The sequence below is a fragment of the Aureimonas sp. ME7 genome, assembly GCF_903970965.1.
Lineage (GTDB): Bacteria > Pseudomonadota > Alphaproteobacteria > Rhizobiales > Rhizobiaceae > Aureimonas.
This window is the reverse complement of record NZ_CAJCKW010000009.1, coordinates 67,279-81,926: the sequence shown is the minus strand read 5'-3', so window position 1 is coordinate 81,926 and position 14,648 is coordinate 67,279. Positions and strand designations below refer to the sequence as shown.

Here is a 14,648-nt window from a genome sequence, read left to right as displayed (position 1 = left end):
CCCGGGCTGGCGGCAGGCCGCCAGATGCGCTAGGGCCGGGGGCGAAGGCTTGAGACGAACTCCCCCTGTACGACAACGAACACAGATTAGGAACAAAGCCCGTGAAGGTCATCGCCAGTTCGCTCCGCAAAGGCAACGTCGTGGAACGCGACGACGGCAAGCTCTACGTGATCCTGTCCGCCGAGAACATCCACCCGGGCAAGGGCACGCCCGTGACCCAGCTCGACATGCGCCGCATCTCCGACGGGGTGAAGGTGTCGGATCGCTACCGCACGACCGAGCAGGTCGAGCGCGCCTTCGTGGAGGAGCGCGAGCACACGTTCCTGTATTCCGACGACGAAGGCTTCCACTTCATGAACCCGGAAAGCTTCGACCAGGTGGCGGTGCCGGAAAGCGTCGTCGGCGACTATGCGCCCTATCTCCAGGAGGGCATGCCGGTCCAGGTCGCCATCTACAACGATCTGGCGATCTCGATCGAGCTGCCGCAGCGCGCGACCTACGAGGTCACCGAGACCGAGCCGACCACCAAGGGCCAGACGGCGTCCTCGTCCTACAAGCCGGCGGTGCTCTCCAACGGCGTGCGCACGCTGGTTCCGCCCCACATCGCGGCCGGAACGCGCATCGTGGTGATGACGGCCGACGGCTCCTATGTCGAGCGCGCCAAGGACTGACCCGGCCGGCCGGCGACCCGTCGCCGGCCTTTTCCCGCCGCTCGGGCCTCGCTTCGACCGGACGTTTTCTTCGGGAGCTACCGGTTAGAGGTACCGGGAAGGATTGGCCCCGCGTATCGGCTATCCGCCTTTGGCAAGGACCAAGGTCAGGCTTCCGACATTTCCAGACTCGAGCCCGATCAGCTCTGCGACCCCGCCGATGTGAGGGTGTTGTCCTCCGGCTCAGCGAGAAGCCCGGCGTGAGAAGCTTTCGTTATCAAGGATGCGGACGCGTCGGCCCTTGGCAAGGAAACCCCGGCGCCGATGATCAGCGCGCGGCGCATGCCAGCCGAGGGGTGGATCCGTCGATCCTACCCGGACCCTAGTCTGGATACGGAGGAGAATACGAAGGCCGACAGCCTTCAGTTCGCAGGGGCGATGTCGCCCGCGACCTTGCGCAGGGACTGCGCGTCGTAGGGCTTGGGCAGAAGCGGCCATTCGAGCTTCTGGACGTTGACGTAGCCGGACACGAGCACGATCCGCACCTGCGGGAAGCGTTCGGCCACGACGGTGGCGAGTTCCGGGCCGGACATGCCCGGCATCCGGCAGTCGCTGAACAGAAGGGATACGTCGTCCCGCCGCTCCAGAAGCGCCAGCGCGGACGCGCCGTCGGACGCTTCCAGAACCTCGAACCCCATTTCCTCGAACATGTCCACGGCGTTCAGCCGAACCAATGGCTCGTCGTCCACCACGAGAACGACCTTGGAGGACGATGCGCTTCGCTGCTGATACATACTGCTGCAACCCGGGTTCAAGCGACCGGCGCGCCGGATGGACCCGCCGATCTTCAGCCGTTCGCGGGCGTGGATCGAACCCACCGCCGTGAACGAGACCCCATAGATGGGGCGAAGCGGCGGCGGGAAAAGAGGGTCCGACCCTTCGAAACTCGAATGGCTCGAACCCGTGTCACCACCTCAGCCGATGCCCAGGCCGACGTCGTGCCGGCGCTCGGTCCAGCCTCGCGCGGTCCAGGGGCTGGCGAGGCGCGGCGACGAACCGCGTCCCAGGACCGGGCGCCCACGCAAGCCGTCCGCCAGCGTCTCGGCGTCGGGCCAGGGCCCGAAGCCGCTGGCGATGTTGACGTGCCCCACCTCGCCGGCATCGTAGAGCGCGGAGCCCCATTCGGCGGCCTGCCGTTCGGCGCGCTCGAAACTCATGTAGGGGTCGTTCCGGCTGGCCACGAGAATCGAGGCGAAGGGCAGCGTACCCTTGGAGGCGGCCGCAAACTGCGACACCGCGGGATGGGTCTGCGACAACGGCTCGAGGTCGGCCGGCGCCACGAGAAGCGCGCCCCCGACATGCGAGGCGGCGGGGCGGCGCGCGAGCGCGGCCACCAGCGCGCAGCCGAGGCTGTGGGCGACGAGGATGACGCCCGGCGCGCTGCCCGCGATCTTCGCCTCCAGCGCATGGAGCCAGTCGGACAGGCGCGGGTCGGACCAGTGCTCCTGCTCGACCAGTTCGGCCGCCGGGTCCTTCGAGGCCCAATGATGCTGCCAATGGCCCGTCGGCGAACCGTTGAGACCTGGAACGATCAACGTCTCGATCATGGGTTTGGCCTTTCCCGTGAATGCGTGTCGCCTTCCAAGATAGGAGCGGCCCTCACTGGGGGAAAAACAAACCATACTCTTTTCATGGACTGAGGCGGAAAGCCTATCCCCCGCGATCGAGCCCGATCGTCCGCTCCCTCTTCCGCGGCGCGGGCGTCAGGCGTTTCCGACCAGTTCGCGGAATTCAAGATCGATCTCGCCCGGGTGCTCGGCCGCCTCGGCCAACGTGCGCTCGTCCAGGACGGCGGAGATGGCGTTGCGCACCTCCAGCATGATGCGGCGCACCGAGCAGGTGCGCTCGTCGCGACAGTCGTCGCAGCGGCGATAGGCCGTGCGGCTGGCGCAGGGGATCGGCGCCAGGGGGCCGTCCAGAACGCGCAGGACATGTCCGATCCGGATTTCCGACGGCGGGCGGGCGAGGATGTAGCCCCCGCCCCGGCCCTTGCGCGCATGGATCATCCCGGCGGTGCGAAGCTCGCCGAGGATCGTGTCCAGGAACTTCTTGGAAATGCTGTGGGACCTTGCGATCTCCTCCGAAAGGGCGCGCTGGCCTTCGGGCAGCCTTGCCAGATGCAGCATGGCCTTGAGGCCGTACTTGCCTTTCATGGTCAGCATGGATGAAAAACTTCGCTTTTCGGGGGCCGTCGGGGTCGTTTGTTCCAATTAGCCCGTCGCGCCGGGAATTTCCAGCGCGGCGGGCAACGCCGTCCCCGGGGACGCCCGCCCTCAAGCGAGTGCGCCCAGACGTCAGAACGGCGAGTCGGGATAATAGAACTCCTGGGCGTTGTCCTTGGTCACCAGCGTGGCGTCCAGAACGTAGCTACCGCGCACCGGGTTCTGATCGAAGAGGGCCGCTGCCGTCAGGTCCATGGCGGTGGCGATCATCGCAGGCGGATAAAGGACGTCCACCGGCACCATCTTGTCGCCGTCCGACACGCGCTTGATCATCTCCTTCATGCCGGCGCCGCCCACCACGAACTGGATGTCGGAGCGGTTCGACTGCTGGATGGCCTCGAGGATGCCGACCACCATGTCGTCGTCCTGCGCCCAGACGGCGTCGATCTTGGGATACTTGGCGAGGTAGTCCTGCATCACCTTGAAGGCGTCGTCGCGCGACCAGTTGCCGAACTGGCGGTCGAGGACGTTGACCTTGGACCCTTCGATGCCGGTGTCGAACCCCTTCTGGCGCTCCTCGTCGATGACGATGGGCAGGCCGCGCACCACGACGACGTCGCCCCCGTCGGCGAGGCGCTCCTTGAAGTATTCGCCCGCCACGCGTCCGAGACCCGGATTGTCGCCCGCGACGTAGAGGTCCTGGATGGAAGTGTCGGACAGGGCGCGGTCCACCACGGTGACGAAGACGCCGCCGTCCTTGACCTGACGGACGGGATCGGTCAGCTCGTCGGAATTGTGCGGCAGGGTGACGAGCGCATTGATACCCTGCGCGGTCAGGTCTTCCAGCGCATTGGCCTGCGCGGCGCCGTCGGGCGAGGTCTTCACGATGATCTCGAGGTTCGGATAGCGCTCCCGCAGGAGCTTGGCCTCGCGCTCGGCATGGTAGACCACGCCGCCCGTCCAGCCGTGGTCGGCGGCGGGGATGGAGACGGCCATCACCTTCTTGTCCTGCGCCTGTGCCAGCGTCGCCACCGAAAGGGCTGCGAGCGCGGCAAGGCTCGCGACGATACGCTTCATGTTCGGTTCCTCCCAAAAGCCGGGGCGTTTTCGGCTTCGACATCCGGCGGCGCGCCCCGGGCAAGGCGCCGCCGGAGCCTTCGTCATCGCCGCGCGAGCGAGCGCTGGATCAGCATCGCCACGATGATGATCGCACCCTGCACCGCGCCGATGAGGTATTCGCTGACGAGGCTCGACAGAACCATGATGTTGCCGACGAGCTCCAGGATCAGCGCGCCGCAGACCGTCCCCCAGACCCGGCCGACACCACCGCGCAGCGCGGTGCCGCCGATGACGACGGCGGTGATCGCCTGAAGCTCCCACAGGAGCCCGGTCGTGGCCGTGGCGGCGCCCAGACGCGGCACGTAGACGAGAACCGCGATCGCCACGCACAGGCCCTGGATCACATAGGTCAGGGTGCGCACGCGGGTGACGCGGATGCCGGAATAGCGCGCCACATCCTCGTTGGAGCCGACGGCCATGACATGCCGGCCGAAGCGCGTGCGATAAAGGACGAAGGCGCCAAGGGCCGCGACGAGAAGGATCGCGATCACCGGAAAGGGAATGCCGAACACGCTGCCGAAATAAACCGGTCGATAGGCGGCGCGCAGCTCCTGCGAGCGCATGGCGATGGAGCCGCCCTCGGCCAGCCAGATGGTGAGCGCGCGGAAGATGCCCATGGTGCCGAGCGTGACGATGAAGGGCTCGATGCGCCCGAGCGTCGTCATCAGGCCGTTGGCGAGCCCGCACGCGGCGCCGACGCCGAGCGCCAGCGCCATGCCGAGGCCGAGCGTGGCGAACGCGCCCTCAGTCGGCGCCGCGTTCAGGAACAGGATCATCGTTCCCGCCACGAAGGCCGCCATGGAACCGACCGACAGGTCGAGCCCGCCGGCCGAGATCACGAAGGTCGCGCCCACCGCGATGATGGCGATGAACGCGGAGCGGGTGACGACGTTGGAAAGGTTCTCGATCCCGAGGAAGTTCGGGTTCACGAGGGCGCCGAAGACAAGCAGCGCGGCGAGCGCGGCGAAGGGCGCGACGGCCCGGAGATCGATCCCCCGGCGGGGAACCGGCGCGGATGCGGCGGTGGTCGCCTCGCTCATGCGGGTCATGCTCCTTCGCTGGCCATGGCGGCCTCTTTGGCATCGGCACCGGTCGCCAGCATGACGATGGCCCGTTCGTTCATGGATTCGCCCGACACCTCGCCCGCGATCCGGCCCTCGCGCATCACGAGGATGCGGTCGCACAGCCCGATCAGCTCCGGCATCTCCGACGAGATCACGATCACCGAGCGCCCCTCGGCGGCCAGTTCGGCGAGGAAGCGGTAGATCTGCTCCTTGGTGCCGATATCGATGCCGCGCGTCGGCTCGTCCACCACCACGACGCGCGGGTCGAGAAGCATCATCTTGGCGAGCAGGAGCTTCTGCTGGTTGCCGCCCGAAAGCTGCCCCGCCAGAAGGTCGCGCCGCCGGGCGCGGATGTCGAAGTCGCGGATCGCGGTGTCCAGCGCCTCGTCCTCGCGGCCGGGGCGCAGCAGAGGTCCGCTCGAAAACCGGTCGAGCGCCGCCAGCGTCAGGTTGGTGCGCAGCGTCTGGTGAAGGAGGAGGCCCTTGCCCTTGCGGTCCTCCGACAGGTAGACGATGCCCGCTTCCATGCTGGCGCGCGCGTCGGCGAAGCGCACTGCCTGCCCGTCGAGGCGAACCGTCCCGCGCATCGGGCGAAGGCCGACGATCCCTTCCAGAAGCTCGGTGCGCCCCGCGCCGACGAGACCGGCGAAGCCGAGAATCTCACCTTTGGCCAGAGCGAAGCTCGCGCCGCTGACATAGCCCGGCACCTCGATGTCCTCGGCTTCCAGAACCGGGCTGCCGACAGGGGCCGCGACGCGGTCGGGATAAAGCTTGGACACGTCCCGCCCGACCATCAGCCGCGCCATGTCGGCGGGCTCCAGATCGGCGGCGGCGTGGGTGGCGACCTGGCCGCCGTCGCGCAGGACCGTGACGCGGTCGGCCAGGAGCTTCACCTCCGGCAGACGGTGCGAAATGTAGAGAACGCCGACGCCGCGCGCCCGGATGTCGTGGATCACGCGCAGGAGGGCTTGCGTCTCGTGCGGCGTCAGCGATGCGGTCGGCTCGTCGAAGATCACCACCTCGTGCGGCACGAGAAGCGCGCGGGCGATCTGGACGAGCTGGGCCTGCGCGATGGACAGGGAGCGAACGGGGACACGCGGGTCGATCGTCGCGCCGAGCCCTGCGAGCGCCTCGGCCGCCGAAGCGTTCATGGCGCGATCGTCGAGGGTGAGGCCGCGCCGCACCTCGCGCCCGAGATGGATGTTCTGCGCGACCGTCAGGTCGCCGGCGAGCAGGATCTCCTGGTGGACGAGGACGATCCCGCGAGCTTCCGCGTCCACCGGCCCGCCGAGGCTCACCGGCTCGCCCTTCACGATGATGCGCCCGGCGCTTGGGCTCAGGTGCCCCGCCAGAATCTTCATCAGCGTGGACTTGCCCGCGCCGTTTTCGCCGATGATGGCGTGGACCTCGCCCGCCATCAGCGAGAAGTTGATATCGCGCAGGACCTCCACCGGCCCGAAGGATTTCGACACGCCTTCGGTCGCGATCGCCGGGGGCGAGACGCGACCGGCTCCCGTAGGAACCCGTTCCATCAGCCACTCCTTCCCGGCCGGCGCCGAACCCTCTTCCGGTTCGATTCGCTTGGCCCCATGCGACTTCGCCGTTAGCTTGGCCAATCCTTAGACAAATGCAACCTCCCGGCGAACGATCACGAAAGCGTCAGACGGAGAGCGCTATCCAACGGGGGTCCAGACGCTGCCGGCCTTCGAGGACGCGACGGCAGCCGCGATGAAGCGCATGCCCGCCAACCCATCCTCGACGCTCGGGAAGGTCACGGCGGCGTCGGGCACGGCACCGCTTCGCGCCGCCAGGATCGCCTCCGCGACCTCGCCGTAGATGTTGGCGAAGCCTTCGAGATAGCCTTCCGGATGGCCGGGCGGCACGCGCGAAACGCGCTTGGAGGCCGTGCCCGTTCCCGCGCCGTTGCGGGTCAGAAGCTGCTTCGGCTCGCCCAGGCGCGTGAACCACAGGTGGTTCGGGTCTTCCTGGGACCATTCGAGGCCACCTTTGGTCCCATAGACCTGAAGGCGCAGGGTGTTTTCGTTTCCGACCGCCACCTGGCTCGCCCACAGCAACCCCTTGGCGCCGCCCCGGTAGCGTAGGAGAACGCGCACGTCGTCGTCGAGCCGGCGCCCTTCGACGAAGGACGTCAGTTCGGCCAGAAGCGCCTCCGGCCGAAGGCCCGACACGAAGGCGCCGAGGTTGAAGGCATGGGTGCCGATGTCGCCGATCGCGCCGCCCGCGCCCGATCGCTCGGGGTCGGTGCGCCATTCGGCCTGCTTGGAGCCCGAAAGCTCGGCGCGCTCGCTCAGCCAGTCCTGCGCGTAGTTCATCTGCACGAGGCGCACGGTTCCGAGCTCGCCCGCCGCCACCAGCGCACGCGCTTCGCGGATCATCGGATAGCCGGTGTAGTTGTGGGTGAGCGCGAAGATGCGGCCCGACGTCTTGCCGAGGGCGACGAGTTCCTCCGCTTCCGCGACGGATACCGACAGCGGCTTGTCGCAGATGACGTGGATGCCGGCCTGGAGAAAGGCGCGCGCGGCCGGCGCATGCATGTGGTTGGGCGTCACGATCGACACCGCCTCGATCCCGTCGGGGCGCGCGGCTTCGCGTTCGGCCATTTCGGCAAAGCTCGCATAGGCCCGCTCCGGATCGAGCCCCAGCGCCGCGCCGGACGCCCGTGCCCGCTCCGCGTCGGACGAGAGAGCGCCCGCGACCAGCTCGTAGCGGTCGTCGAGCCGGGCGGCGATGCGATGCACCGCGCCGATGAAGGCGCCCTGCCCGCCACCGACCATGCCGAGGCGGATCCGGCCCTGCCCGCCTTCCGTTGCCTGTCCCGCTTCGATCGCCATTCGTCGTCTCCTTATCGATCCAGCCCGAGCATGCGCCGGTTGGCCGCCTCGTCGGTGCCGGCCCCCGCGAAATCGTCGAACGCCTTCTCAGTCGCCTCGATGATGTGGGCGGCGATGAAGGGCGCGCCTTCGCGCGCGCCTTGTTCCGCGCTCTTGATCGCGCATTCCCATTCGAGGACCGCCCAGCCGTCGAAGCCTTCCTTGGTCAGCTTGGAGAACACGGCGCCGAAATCCACCTGCCCGTCGCCGAGCGATCGGAACCGCCCCGCCCGGTCCGCCCAAGACTGGAACCCGCCGTAGACGCCCTGACGCCCGGTCGGGTTCAGTTCGGCATCCTTGGCATGGAAGGCGCGGATGCGCGCGGCGTAGATGTCGATGAAGGCGAGGTAGTCGAGGCCCTGGAGCACGAAGTGCGAGGGGTCGTAGAGAATGCCCGCGCGGCTGTGCCCGTTCACGCGCTCCAGAAACATCTCGTAGGACGCGCCGTCGTGCAGATCCTCGCCCGGATGAAGCTCGTAGGCGACGTCGACGCCCATCTCCTCGGCATGATCGAGAAGCGGGCGCCAGCGCCGCGCCAGTTCGTCGAAGGCGGTTTCCACGAGTCCCGCCGGACGCTGCGGCCAGGGGTAGACATAGGGCCAGGCGAGCGCGCCGGAAAAGGTCGCGTGCGCCCGCAGGCCGAGATGGCGGGACGCGGTGAGCGCGCGGCGCACCTCTTCGGCGGCCCATTCGCTTCGCGCGGCCGGGTTGCCGCGGACTTCCGGCGCCGCGAACCCGTCGAAAGCCTCGTCATAGGCGGGATGGACGGCAACGAGCTGTCCCTGCAGATGGGTGGAAAGCTCGGTGATGCTCAAACCGTGCGAGGCGGCGACCCCGGCGATCTCGTCGCAATAGTCCTTGGACCGGGATGCCTTCGCCAGATCGAACAGTCGCGCGTCCCAGGTCGGGATCTGGACGCCCTCGTAGCCGAGCGAGGCGGCCCAGCCGCAGATCGCGTCGAACGAATCGAACGGGGCGGCGTCGCCCGCGAACTGGGCCAGAAAGATGCCCGGCCCTTTGATCGTCTTCATGTCGCTTGGATCCTCCCGAACGGGCCGCCATACGCTCGTTTCCAACGCTGGGGCCTGGCGCCGGGTCGTGCGCCTCCCGCCGTCCCGGTCTTGATACAGGATGGCACGATTCGCGCGCGCGTCCCAACTCCCGCTGTGCGATCACCGTCTGCTCCCAAACTCGTGTCGCAATATCTTGCGCCCGACCGGAACGTTGTTTCGAGTGGCGCTTTCTTCCGGCGATTATTCCGTGGGAGAACCGACATGAAGATGACGACCCTTGCAGCCGCCGCCCTTTTCGCCGTGTCCGGCAGCGCCGCGCTGGCGCAGACGGCGCCGTCCGTCACCACGCCGGAAAGCGGCAGCAGCATCCCGGTTCCCGGCAACAATTCCGGGATCGACTCCACCGTTCCGGCCGGCGCGGCGTCGCGCGTCGTCACCACGAACGATGCGCCGGTGGCGACCACGGGCGCCGCCACGAGTTCCGTCCCGGTTCCGGGCAACAATTCGGGCATCGACTCCACCCTGCCGGCTGCGGCCGCCAACACCGTCGTCAGCACGAGCGACGCGGTGAAGGTGCCGACCGATACGCAGAACCCGGTGCCGGGCACGAGCGCCGGCGAGGATGCGATCACCCCGGCCAAGTAACCGTCTGCTTCTTGTGGATCGAAACCGCCGCCATGCCCTTGGCGGCGGTTTTTCGTTGGGCGAAGGCTTGAAGCATGCGAGGCGCCGACCGCGTCGCGCAGCCGGGAAAGGGTTGAAGAGGCCGACCGGATCGCGCATCTGCCGGAGCGTGCCGCCGAAAATCGCGGGCCTCGCTCCATTCCGTTTCCCCGATGCCGAACGGCAGACAAGGATGCCATGCCTCTTTCCGACAACATCACCCGGCTGCGCGTGACGGACGGGAAGACGATCGAGGACGTCGCCGAGGGTGCGCGACTTCCGGTCGCGTTGGTGGCGGGGTTGGAAAGCGGGCGTTCCTCGGGATCGCCGAAATCCCTGAAGGCGCTCGCCGGATATTTCGGGGTCAGCGTCGATGCGCTCCTGCGTTGATAAGGGACGAATACCATCCCATTATCAGGGAGAGGATCGCGGTTCGCCGATCGGCCACACCCGCGCTGCGACGATATGGCTTCGCAGCCTGCCGGTCCGAATCGGCTAGTGGAGCCGGTCTCGGATCTCGTCCATTTTCTATGGTAGGGCGCTCCCTCCAGCGTCACCGCTCCGAAAGGTCGCCGTCTTGTCGTCGCATTCCGTTCCCCAGCAACTGGACACCTATTTCGAGCGGGCGAGCGTGGCCATCGCACTGGCGTCCTCGAGCCACGACAATCCGCTGCTGCGCGTCAACCACGCCTTCCAGGAACTGACCGGCTACACGGCGGGCGACGTCGTCGGCCAGAACTGCCGCCTCCTCCAGCGCGACGCCGAGAACAAGGACGCGCGCGACAAGATCCACGCCTTCCTCGCCTCCGACGCGCAGCAAAGCGTGCGCACGCCCATCGTGAACTTCCGCAAGGACGGGCGCCCCTTCGTCAACCTTCTCTACATGTCGAAGCTGCGCGGACAGTCGGGGGCCTGCGAGTTCATCTTCGCCTCGCAGTTCGATGTCAGCCGGTCGCAGCCCGAGCTTCTGGCCACCTACGACGCCGAACTCGCGCGTGCCCTATTCGACCTCAAGCCCAAGCTCGCCGACACCGGCATCATCATCGAGGGCTCGCTCATGACCATCGCCAACACCGCCGCGACCGTGGCGCAGGCCAAGCTGAGGCTTGCCGAACTCGATGGCTGAGCCGACCCGAGACATGGGCGAGCCGCGCGCCGGCGCCGGGGACGGCGTGGAACAGGCGCCGAGCACCGTGCCCGCCGTCGCCCCGCTGCCGTTCCTGCCCGTGATCGGCGTCGGCGCCTCGGCCGGCGGGCTGGAGGCGCTGCGCGAGATGCTGGCGGCCGCCCGCGTGCCGACCGGCATGGCCTTCGTCGTGGTGCAGCATCTCGACCCCTATCACGAGAGCATGCTGGCGCAGCTTCTCGACCGGCACACACCGCTCAGCGTCATCCAGTGCGAGGGCGGCGAGCGGCTGGAGGCCGAGACCGTCTACATCATCCCGCCCGGGCACGGGCTGATCGTCTCGGACGGCGTCCTGGAGCTGACCGAGTTCTCGCAGCCGCGCGGCATGCGCCGCCCGATCGACGACTTCTTCCTGTCGCTGGCGGGCGACCAGCAGGCACGCGCGGCCTGCGTGATCCTGTCGGGCACGGGGGCCGATGGCACGACCGGCCTTCGCGCGGTCAAGGAGCATGGTGGCCTGTGCGTCGCGCAGGATCCCGTTACCGCCAAATACGACGGAATGCCGCTGTCGGCCGTGGGCACCGGCCTCGTCGACTTCGTCAAGGCGCCGGGCGACATTCTGGAATGCCTGTCGTCCTTCTTCCGCCGCCGCGAAACGGACGGGTCGGGGGGCGAGGCCGAATTCGTCGCCGATCACGTGGACGATCTGTGCCGTGTCCTGCGCACGGCCGTCGGGCACGACTTTTCCGGCTACAAGCGCTCCACCCTGGTGCGGCGCGTCGAGCGGCGGATGCATGTTCTGGGCCTGGAATCCGCCCGCTCCTATGTCGCGCGCCTGCGCGCCGACGCGGCGGAATGCGAAGCCCTGTTCCGCGATCTCCTGATCAACGTCACGCGCTTTTTCCGCGACGCGGAGAATTTCCAGGTCCTGCGCGAAAAGGCGATCGAACCCCTCATGCGCGGCCATACGGGCGAAGACGACCTGCGCGTCTGGGTACCCGGCTGCTCCAGCGGAGAGGAAGCCTATACGATCGCGATGATCTTCGCGGAGGTCGCGCGCGAATACGACGTGCCGCTGGCCGTCCAGATCTTCGCCACCGACATCGACGAGCGCATGCTCCAGATCGCGCGCGAAGGAACCTACCCCGCCGCCGCGCTCGCCGACATTCCCGCCGATCTTCGCGAGCGCTACGTCATCCCCCATGCCGAGCGCTTCACGATCGCGCCCAAGATCCGCGACCTGATCCGCTTCTCGCCGCATAGCCTCGTCAAGGATCCGCCGTTCTCGCGGATCGACCTCCTGTCCTGCCGCAACCTCCTGATCTATTTCGACGACCGGCTCCAGCAGTCCACCGTTCCCTTGATGCACTATGCCGTGCGGCCGGGCGGCTACCTGTTCCTCGGCCCGTCGGAAAGCGTCAGCCGGTTCGACTACCTGTTTCCGCCGATCGACCATCAGGCGCGCCTGTTCGAGCGCTCGCCGGGCGCGCCCCATTATCCGATCGATCTGCCCGGCGGCAACACGCGGCGCTCGGGCCGCCCGAGCGAGGGGAGCGCGCGGCGCTCGGGCGCGGCGGAAAGCGACGAGACGGCCCTCCTGCGCCGCATCGTCGATCGCTATGCGCCCGCCACGCTCGTGCTCGACCAGGACGGCAGCATCGTCGCCGCCCACGGGCCGCTCAGCCGGTTCTTCGACTTTCCCGTGTCGCGCGCAGGCGGCTCCAGCGCGACCTCGCTCGCCAAGCCGGGCCTTCGCTCCGTGGTCGGGCCGCTGCTCCGCCAGGTGCGCGACAACGGCAAGCGCCTCGTCGTCAACGCGGTGGAGGTGAAGTCCGAATACGGCGCGCAGGAGGTGCAGGTCGTCTGCGATCCCCTGCCCGACGGCACGTTCCTCTTCGTGTTCCGCGAAACCGCCCCGTTCCAGCCGGTCAGCGATCCCGACCTTGTGTCCATGAGCGACGGGGACGACCATGTGGAAACCCTGGAGGACGAGCTGCGCGTGACGCGACACCGCCTCCGCTCGGCCGTGGAGGAGCTGGAAACGGCGAACGAGGAGCTGAAAAGCTCCAACGAAGAAATGATGTCGATGAACGAGGAGCTTCAGTCGACCAACGAGGAGCTGTCCACCGTCAACGACGAGTTGAAGGGCAAGGTCGATCAGATCACGATCGCCAATTCCGACCTTCGCAACTTCTTCGAATCCACCGATCTCGCCGTGGTCGTGCTCGACCGCAACCTCGGCTTGCGCTCCTACACGAGCGCGGCGCTCGGCATCTTTCCGTTCCAGCCCTCCGACCGGGGCCGCCCGCTCGCCGACATGACGAGCCGGCTCGACGACGCGGCCTATCTCGGCGACGCGGAGGACGTGCTGCAGGGGCGCTCGCCGATGCAGCGTCGGGTCACGCTGCGCGGGGCCGAGCGCACGCTTTCCTTGCGCATCCTGCCCTACCGGACGCAGACCGACAGCGTCGACGGGGTGACGCTCGTCTTCACCGACATCACCGACGCCCTGTCGTTGGAACGCGCGCTGACCGCCGAGCGCGAGCGGCTGGATCTCGCCGTCAAGGCGGGAGGCATCGGCATCTGGGAGTACCTTCCCGAAACGGGACAGGTGATCTTGGATGCGACCGAGCGAAGCCTCTTCGAGGTCGAGAACGCCGAGTTCCACCGGATCGAGGAACTGACGGCCGCGATCGACCCGGAGGACCGGGCGCGCATCGAGGCGGACCTGCGCCGCGCGGCCGCCGGCGAGGCGGATTTCGAGACGAGCTTCCGCCTTCGGACCAAGGACGGCGAGATCCGGCACATCAAGGGCTTCGGCCGGCTGATCGCCCATTCCACGCCTCGCCGCCTCGTCGGCGTCTCGATCGACGTGACCACCGAGCGCGAGGCGACCGACACGCGCGAGATCATGCTGCGCGAGATGAACCACCGGGTGAAGAACCTCTTCGCCATCATCGGCGGCATGATCACGGCCGGCGCGCGCACCCATGTCGACGTGCGCGCGTTCTCGCGCTCCATGCGCGAGCGCATCGCAGCGCTCGGCCAGGCCCATTCGCTCGCCGCCCCGTCCGGCCAGCAATATGCGATCGATCTCGGCGAGCTCCTGAACACGACGCTCGCCGCCTATCGCGGCCATTCCGCGATCGAGTTCGACGGACCGTCCGCCACCGTCGACGGACGCTACCTGTCGCCGCTGGCGCTCCTTCTGCACGAATGGGCGACCAACTCCTTCAAGTACGGCGCGCTCGGCGCGGAGGGGGGCAGCCTTCGCGTATCCTGGCACAAGGTCGAGGAAGGGCTGGCGTTCCATTGGGAGGAAGCGTCGGATCGAACGGTCGAGCCGAGCGGTACGCCAGGCTTCGGCACGCTCCTCGTCGAAACCTCCGCGCGCCAGCTCGGGGCGGATGTCGAGCGGTCCGCGGAGGCGGGAGGCTTTTCGATCCGCATGACATTGCCGAACGAGGTTCTGGTCCGTGAGTAACGTGGTGATGGTGGTCGAGGACGAGTTCTTCGTCGCGCTCGATATACAGGACATCGTGGAAGGCATGGGCCACCTGATGGATGGTCCCTACCCGACCGTTCGCGAAGCCAGCGACGCCCTGTGCTCGCAGAAGCCGACCTGCGCGATCCTCGACGTCCGGCTTAAGGATGGCGACGTGTTCCCGCTCGCGGACGCGCTGGACGCCGCCGCCGTTCCCATCATCTTCCATTCCGGCCATGCCGACGACGCGCACCTGCGCCGTCGCTACCCGTTGGCGCTGATCTGCTCGAAGCCGTCTTCCCCTTCCGCTCTCCAGAGCGCGATCGAAGACGCCATCCGCAACGACGCCGGCGGTGCGACACCGCCCACGAGCGGCGAGGCGACCTGAGGCGGCTCGCGAGCTCTAAAGGGCGCGG

The 14,648-nt window shown here is 67.9% G+C and carries 14 protein-coding genes; 6 read left to right on the top strand and 8 right to left on the bottom strand.

From position 1 onward, the window contains the following. Window positions 1-101: 101 nt before the first annotated feature. Window positions 102-671, top strand: a complete 570-nt coding sequence (gene efp / locus H7A85_RS15520; RefSeq protein WP_182086867.1) for an elongation factor P — start codon at window positions 102-104, stop codon at window positions 669-671. A gap of 401 nt (window positions 672-1,072) precedes the next feature. Here efp and H7A85_RS15515 read toward each other — a convergent pair whose 3' ends face one another. The 8 genes from H7A85_RS15515 to H7A85_RS15480 form a co-directional block, all read right to left on the bottom strand. Beyond that, the gene (locus tag H7A85_RS15515) at window positions 1,073-1,444 is read right to left on the bottom strand and encodes a response regulator (protein ID WP_182086866.1); all 372 of its coding nucleotides are present in this window, start codon (window positions 1,442-1,444) and stop codon (window positions 1,073-1,075) included. A 180-nt stretch (window positions 1,445-1,624) separates the two neighbouring features. Further along, window positions 1,625-2,257: an alpha/beta hydrolase gene (locus H7A85_RS15510; RefSeq protein ID WP_244631226.1), complete on the bottom strand. Its 633-nt coding sequence runs from the start codon at window positions 2,255-2,257 to the stop codon at window positions 1,625-1,627. Between the two features lie 156 nt (window positions 2,258-2,413). Then, a complete protein-coding gene (locus H7A85_RS15505) occupies window positions 2,414-2,872 on the bottom strand; it encodes an Rrf2 family transcriptional regulator (protein WP_182086865.1) in 459 nt (152 codons plus the stop codon). Window positions 2,873-3,004: 132 nt separating this feature from the next. Continuing rightward, window positions 3,005-3,949 (bottom strand): substrate-binding domain-containing protein, encoded by a 945-nt coding sequence (locus H7A85_RS15500; RefSeq protein ID WP_182086864.1) that lies wholly within the window; start codon window positions 3,947-3,949, stop codon window positions 3,005-3,007. Between the two features lie 83 nt (window positions 3,950-4,032). Continuing rightward, entirely contained in the window at window positions 4,033-5,031 is a 999-nt protein-coding gene (locus H7A85_RS15495; protein WP_244631225.1) for an ABC transporter permease, read from the bottom strand. 5 nt (window positions 5,032-5,036) lie between these two features. Further along, window positions 5,037-6,587, bottom strand: coding sequence for a sugar ABC transporter ATP-binding protein (locus H7A85_RS15490; protein WP_182086862.1), 1,551 nt, complete (start codon window positions 6,585-6,587; stop codon window positions 5,037-5,039). A 141-nt stretch (window positions 6,588-6,728) separates the two neighbouring features. After that, complete coding sequence (locus H7A85_RS15485; RefSeq protein WP_182086861.1) at window positions 6,729-7,907, bottom strand: Gfo/Idh/MocA family oxidoreductase; 1,179 nt, start codon at window positions 7,905-7,907, stop codon at window positions 6,729-6,731. A gap of 11 nt (window positions 7,908-7,918) precedes the next feature. Continuing rightward, the gene (locus H7A85_RS15480; RefSeq protein ID WP_182086860.1) at window positions 7,919-8,977 is read right to left on the bottom strand and encodes a sugar phosphate isomerase/epimerase; all 1,059 of its coding nucleotides are present in this window, start codon (window positions 8,975-8,977) and stop codon (window positions 7,919-7,921) included. Window positions 8,978-9,220: 243 nt separating this feature from the next. Between H7A85_RS15480 and H7A85_RS15475 the strand changes: the two genes are divergently transcribed. The 5 genes from H7A85_RS15475 to H7A85_RS15455 all read left to right on the top strand — a co-directional run bounded on the left by H7A85_RS15475 (window position 9,221) and on the right by H7A85_RS15455 (window position 14,620). After that, window positions 9,221-9,604: a hypothetical protein gene (locus H7A85_RS15475; protein ID WP_182086859.1), complete on the top strand. Its 384-nt coding sequence runs from the start codon at window positions 9,221-9,223 to the stop codon at window positions 9,602-9,604. A gap of 216 nt (window positions 9,605-9,820) precedes the next feature. Continuing rightward, complete coding sequence (locus H7A85_RS15470; protein WP_182086858.1) at window positions 9,821-10,012, top strand: helix-turn-helix transcriptional regulator; 192 nt, start codon at window positions 9,821-9,823, stop codon at window positions 10,010-10,012. Between the two features lie 187 nt (window positions 10,013-10,199). Then, window positions 10,200-10,748 carry a PAS domain-containing protein gene (locus tag H7A85_RS15465; RefSeq protein WP_182086857.1) on the top strand — a complete coding sequence of 183 codons (549 nt, stop codon included), beginning with the start codon at window positions 10,200-10,202 and terminating at the stop codon, window positions 10,746-10,748. Continuing rightward, window positions 10,741-14,232 carry a chemotaxis protein CheB gene (locus H7A85_RS15460; RefSeq protein ID WP_244631224.1) on the top strand — a complete coding sequence of 1,164 codons (3,492 nt, stop codon included), beginning with the start codon at window positions 10,741-10,743 and terminating at the stop codon, window positions 14,230-14,232. The genes H7A85_RS15465 and H7A85_RS15460 overlap by 8 nt, the downstream gene beginning before the upstream one ends. Further along, window positions 14,225-14,620 carry a response regulator gene (locus tag H7A85_RS15455; RefSeq protein ID WP_210270264.1) on the top strand — a complete coding sequence of 132 codons (396 nt, stop codon included), beginning with the start codon at window positions 14,225-14,227 and terminating at the stop codon, window positions 14,618-14,620. Before H7A85_RS15460 ends, H7A85_RS15455 begins: the two co-directional genes overlap by 8 nt. The last annotated feature ends 28 nt before the right edge of the window (window positions 14,621-14,648 follow it).

Excerpts from the sequence above, each read along its gene's own strand:
- H7A85_RS15485 (WP_182086861.1), bottom strand. The coding sequence starts at position 7,907 with ATGGCGATCGAAGCGGGACAGGCAACGGAAGGCGGGCAGGGCCGGATC.
- H7A85_RS15515 (WP_182086866.1), bottom strand. The coding sequence starts at position 1,444 with ATGTATCAGCAGCGAAGCGCATCGTCCTCCAAGGTCGTTCTCGTGGTG.
- H7A85_RS15495 (WP_244631225.1), bottom strand. The coding sequence starts at position 5,031 with ATGAGCGAGGCGACCACCGCCGCATCCGCGCCGGTTCCCCGCCGGGGG.
- H7A85_RS15510 (WP_244631226.1), bottom strand. The coding sequence starts at position 2,257 with ATGATCGAGACGTTGATCGTTCCAGGTCTCAACGGTTCGCCGACGGGC.
- H7A85_RS15460 (WP_244631224.1), top strand. The coding sequence starts at position 10,741 with ATGGCTGAGCCGACCCGAGACATGGGCGAGCCGCGCGCCGGCGCCGGG.
- H7A85_RS15505 (WP_182086865.1), bottom strand. The coding sequence starts at position 2,872 with ATGCTGACCATGAAAGGCAAGTACGGCCTCAAGGCCATGCTGCATCTG.
- H7A85_RS15480 (WP_182086860.1), bottom strand. The coding sequence starts at position 8,977 with ATGAAGACGATCAAAGGGCCGGGCATCTTTCTGGCCCAGTTCGCGGGC.
- H7A85_RS15500 (WP_182086864.1), bottom strand. The coding sequence starts at position 3,949 with ATGAAGCGTATCGTCGCGAGCCTTGCCGCGCTCGCAGCCCTTTCGGTG.
- H7A85_RS15470 (WP_182086858.1), top strand. The coding sequence starts at position 9,821 with ATGCCTCTTTCCGACAACATCACCCGGCTGCGCGTGACGGACGGGAAG.
- H7A85_RS15490 (WP_182086862.1), bottom strand. The coding sequence starts at position 6,587 with ATGGAACGGGTTCCTACGGGAGCCGGTCGCGTCTCGCCCCCGGCGATC.
- H7A85_RS15475 (WP_182086859.1), top strand. The coding sequence starts at position 9,221 with ATGAAGATGACGACCCTTGCAGCCGCCGCCCTTTTCGCCGTGTCCGGC.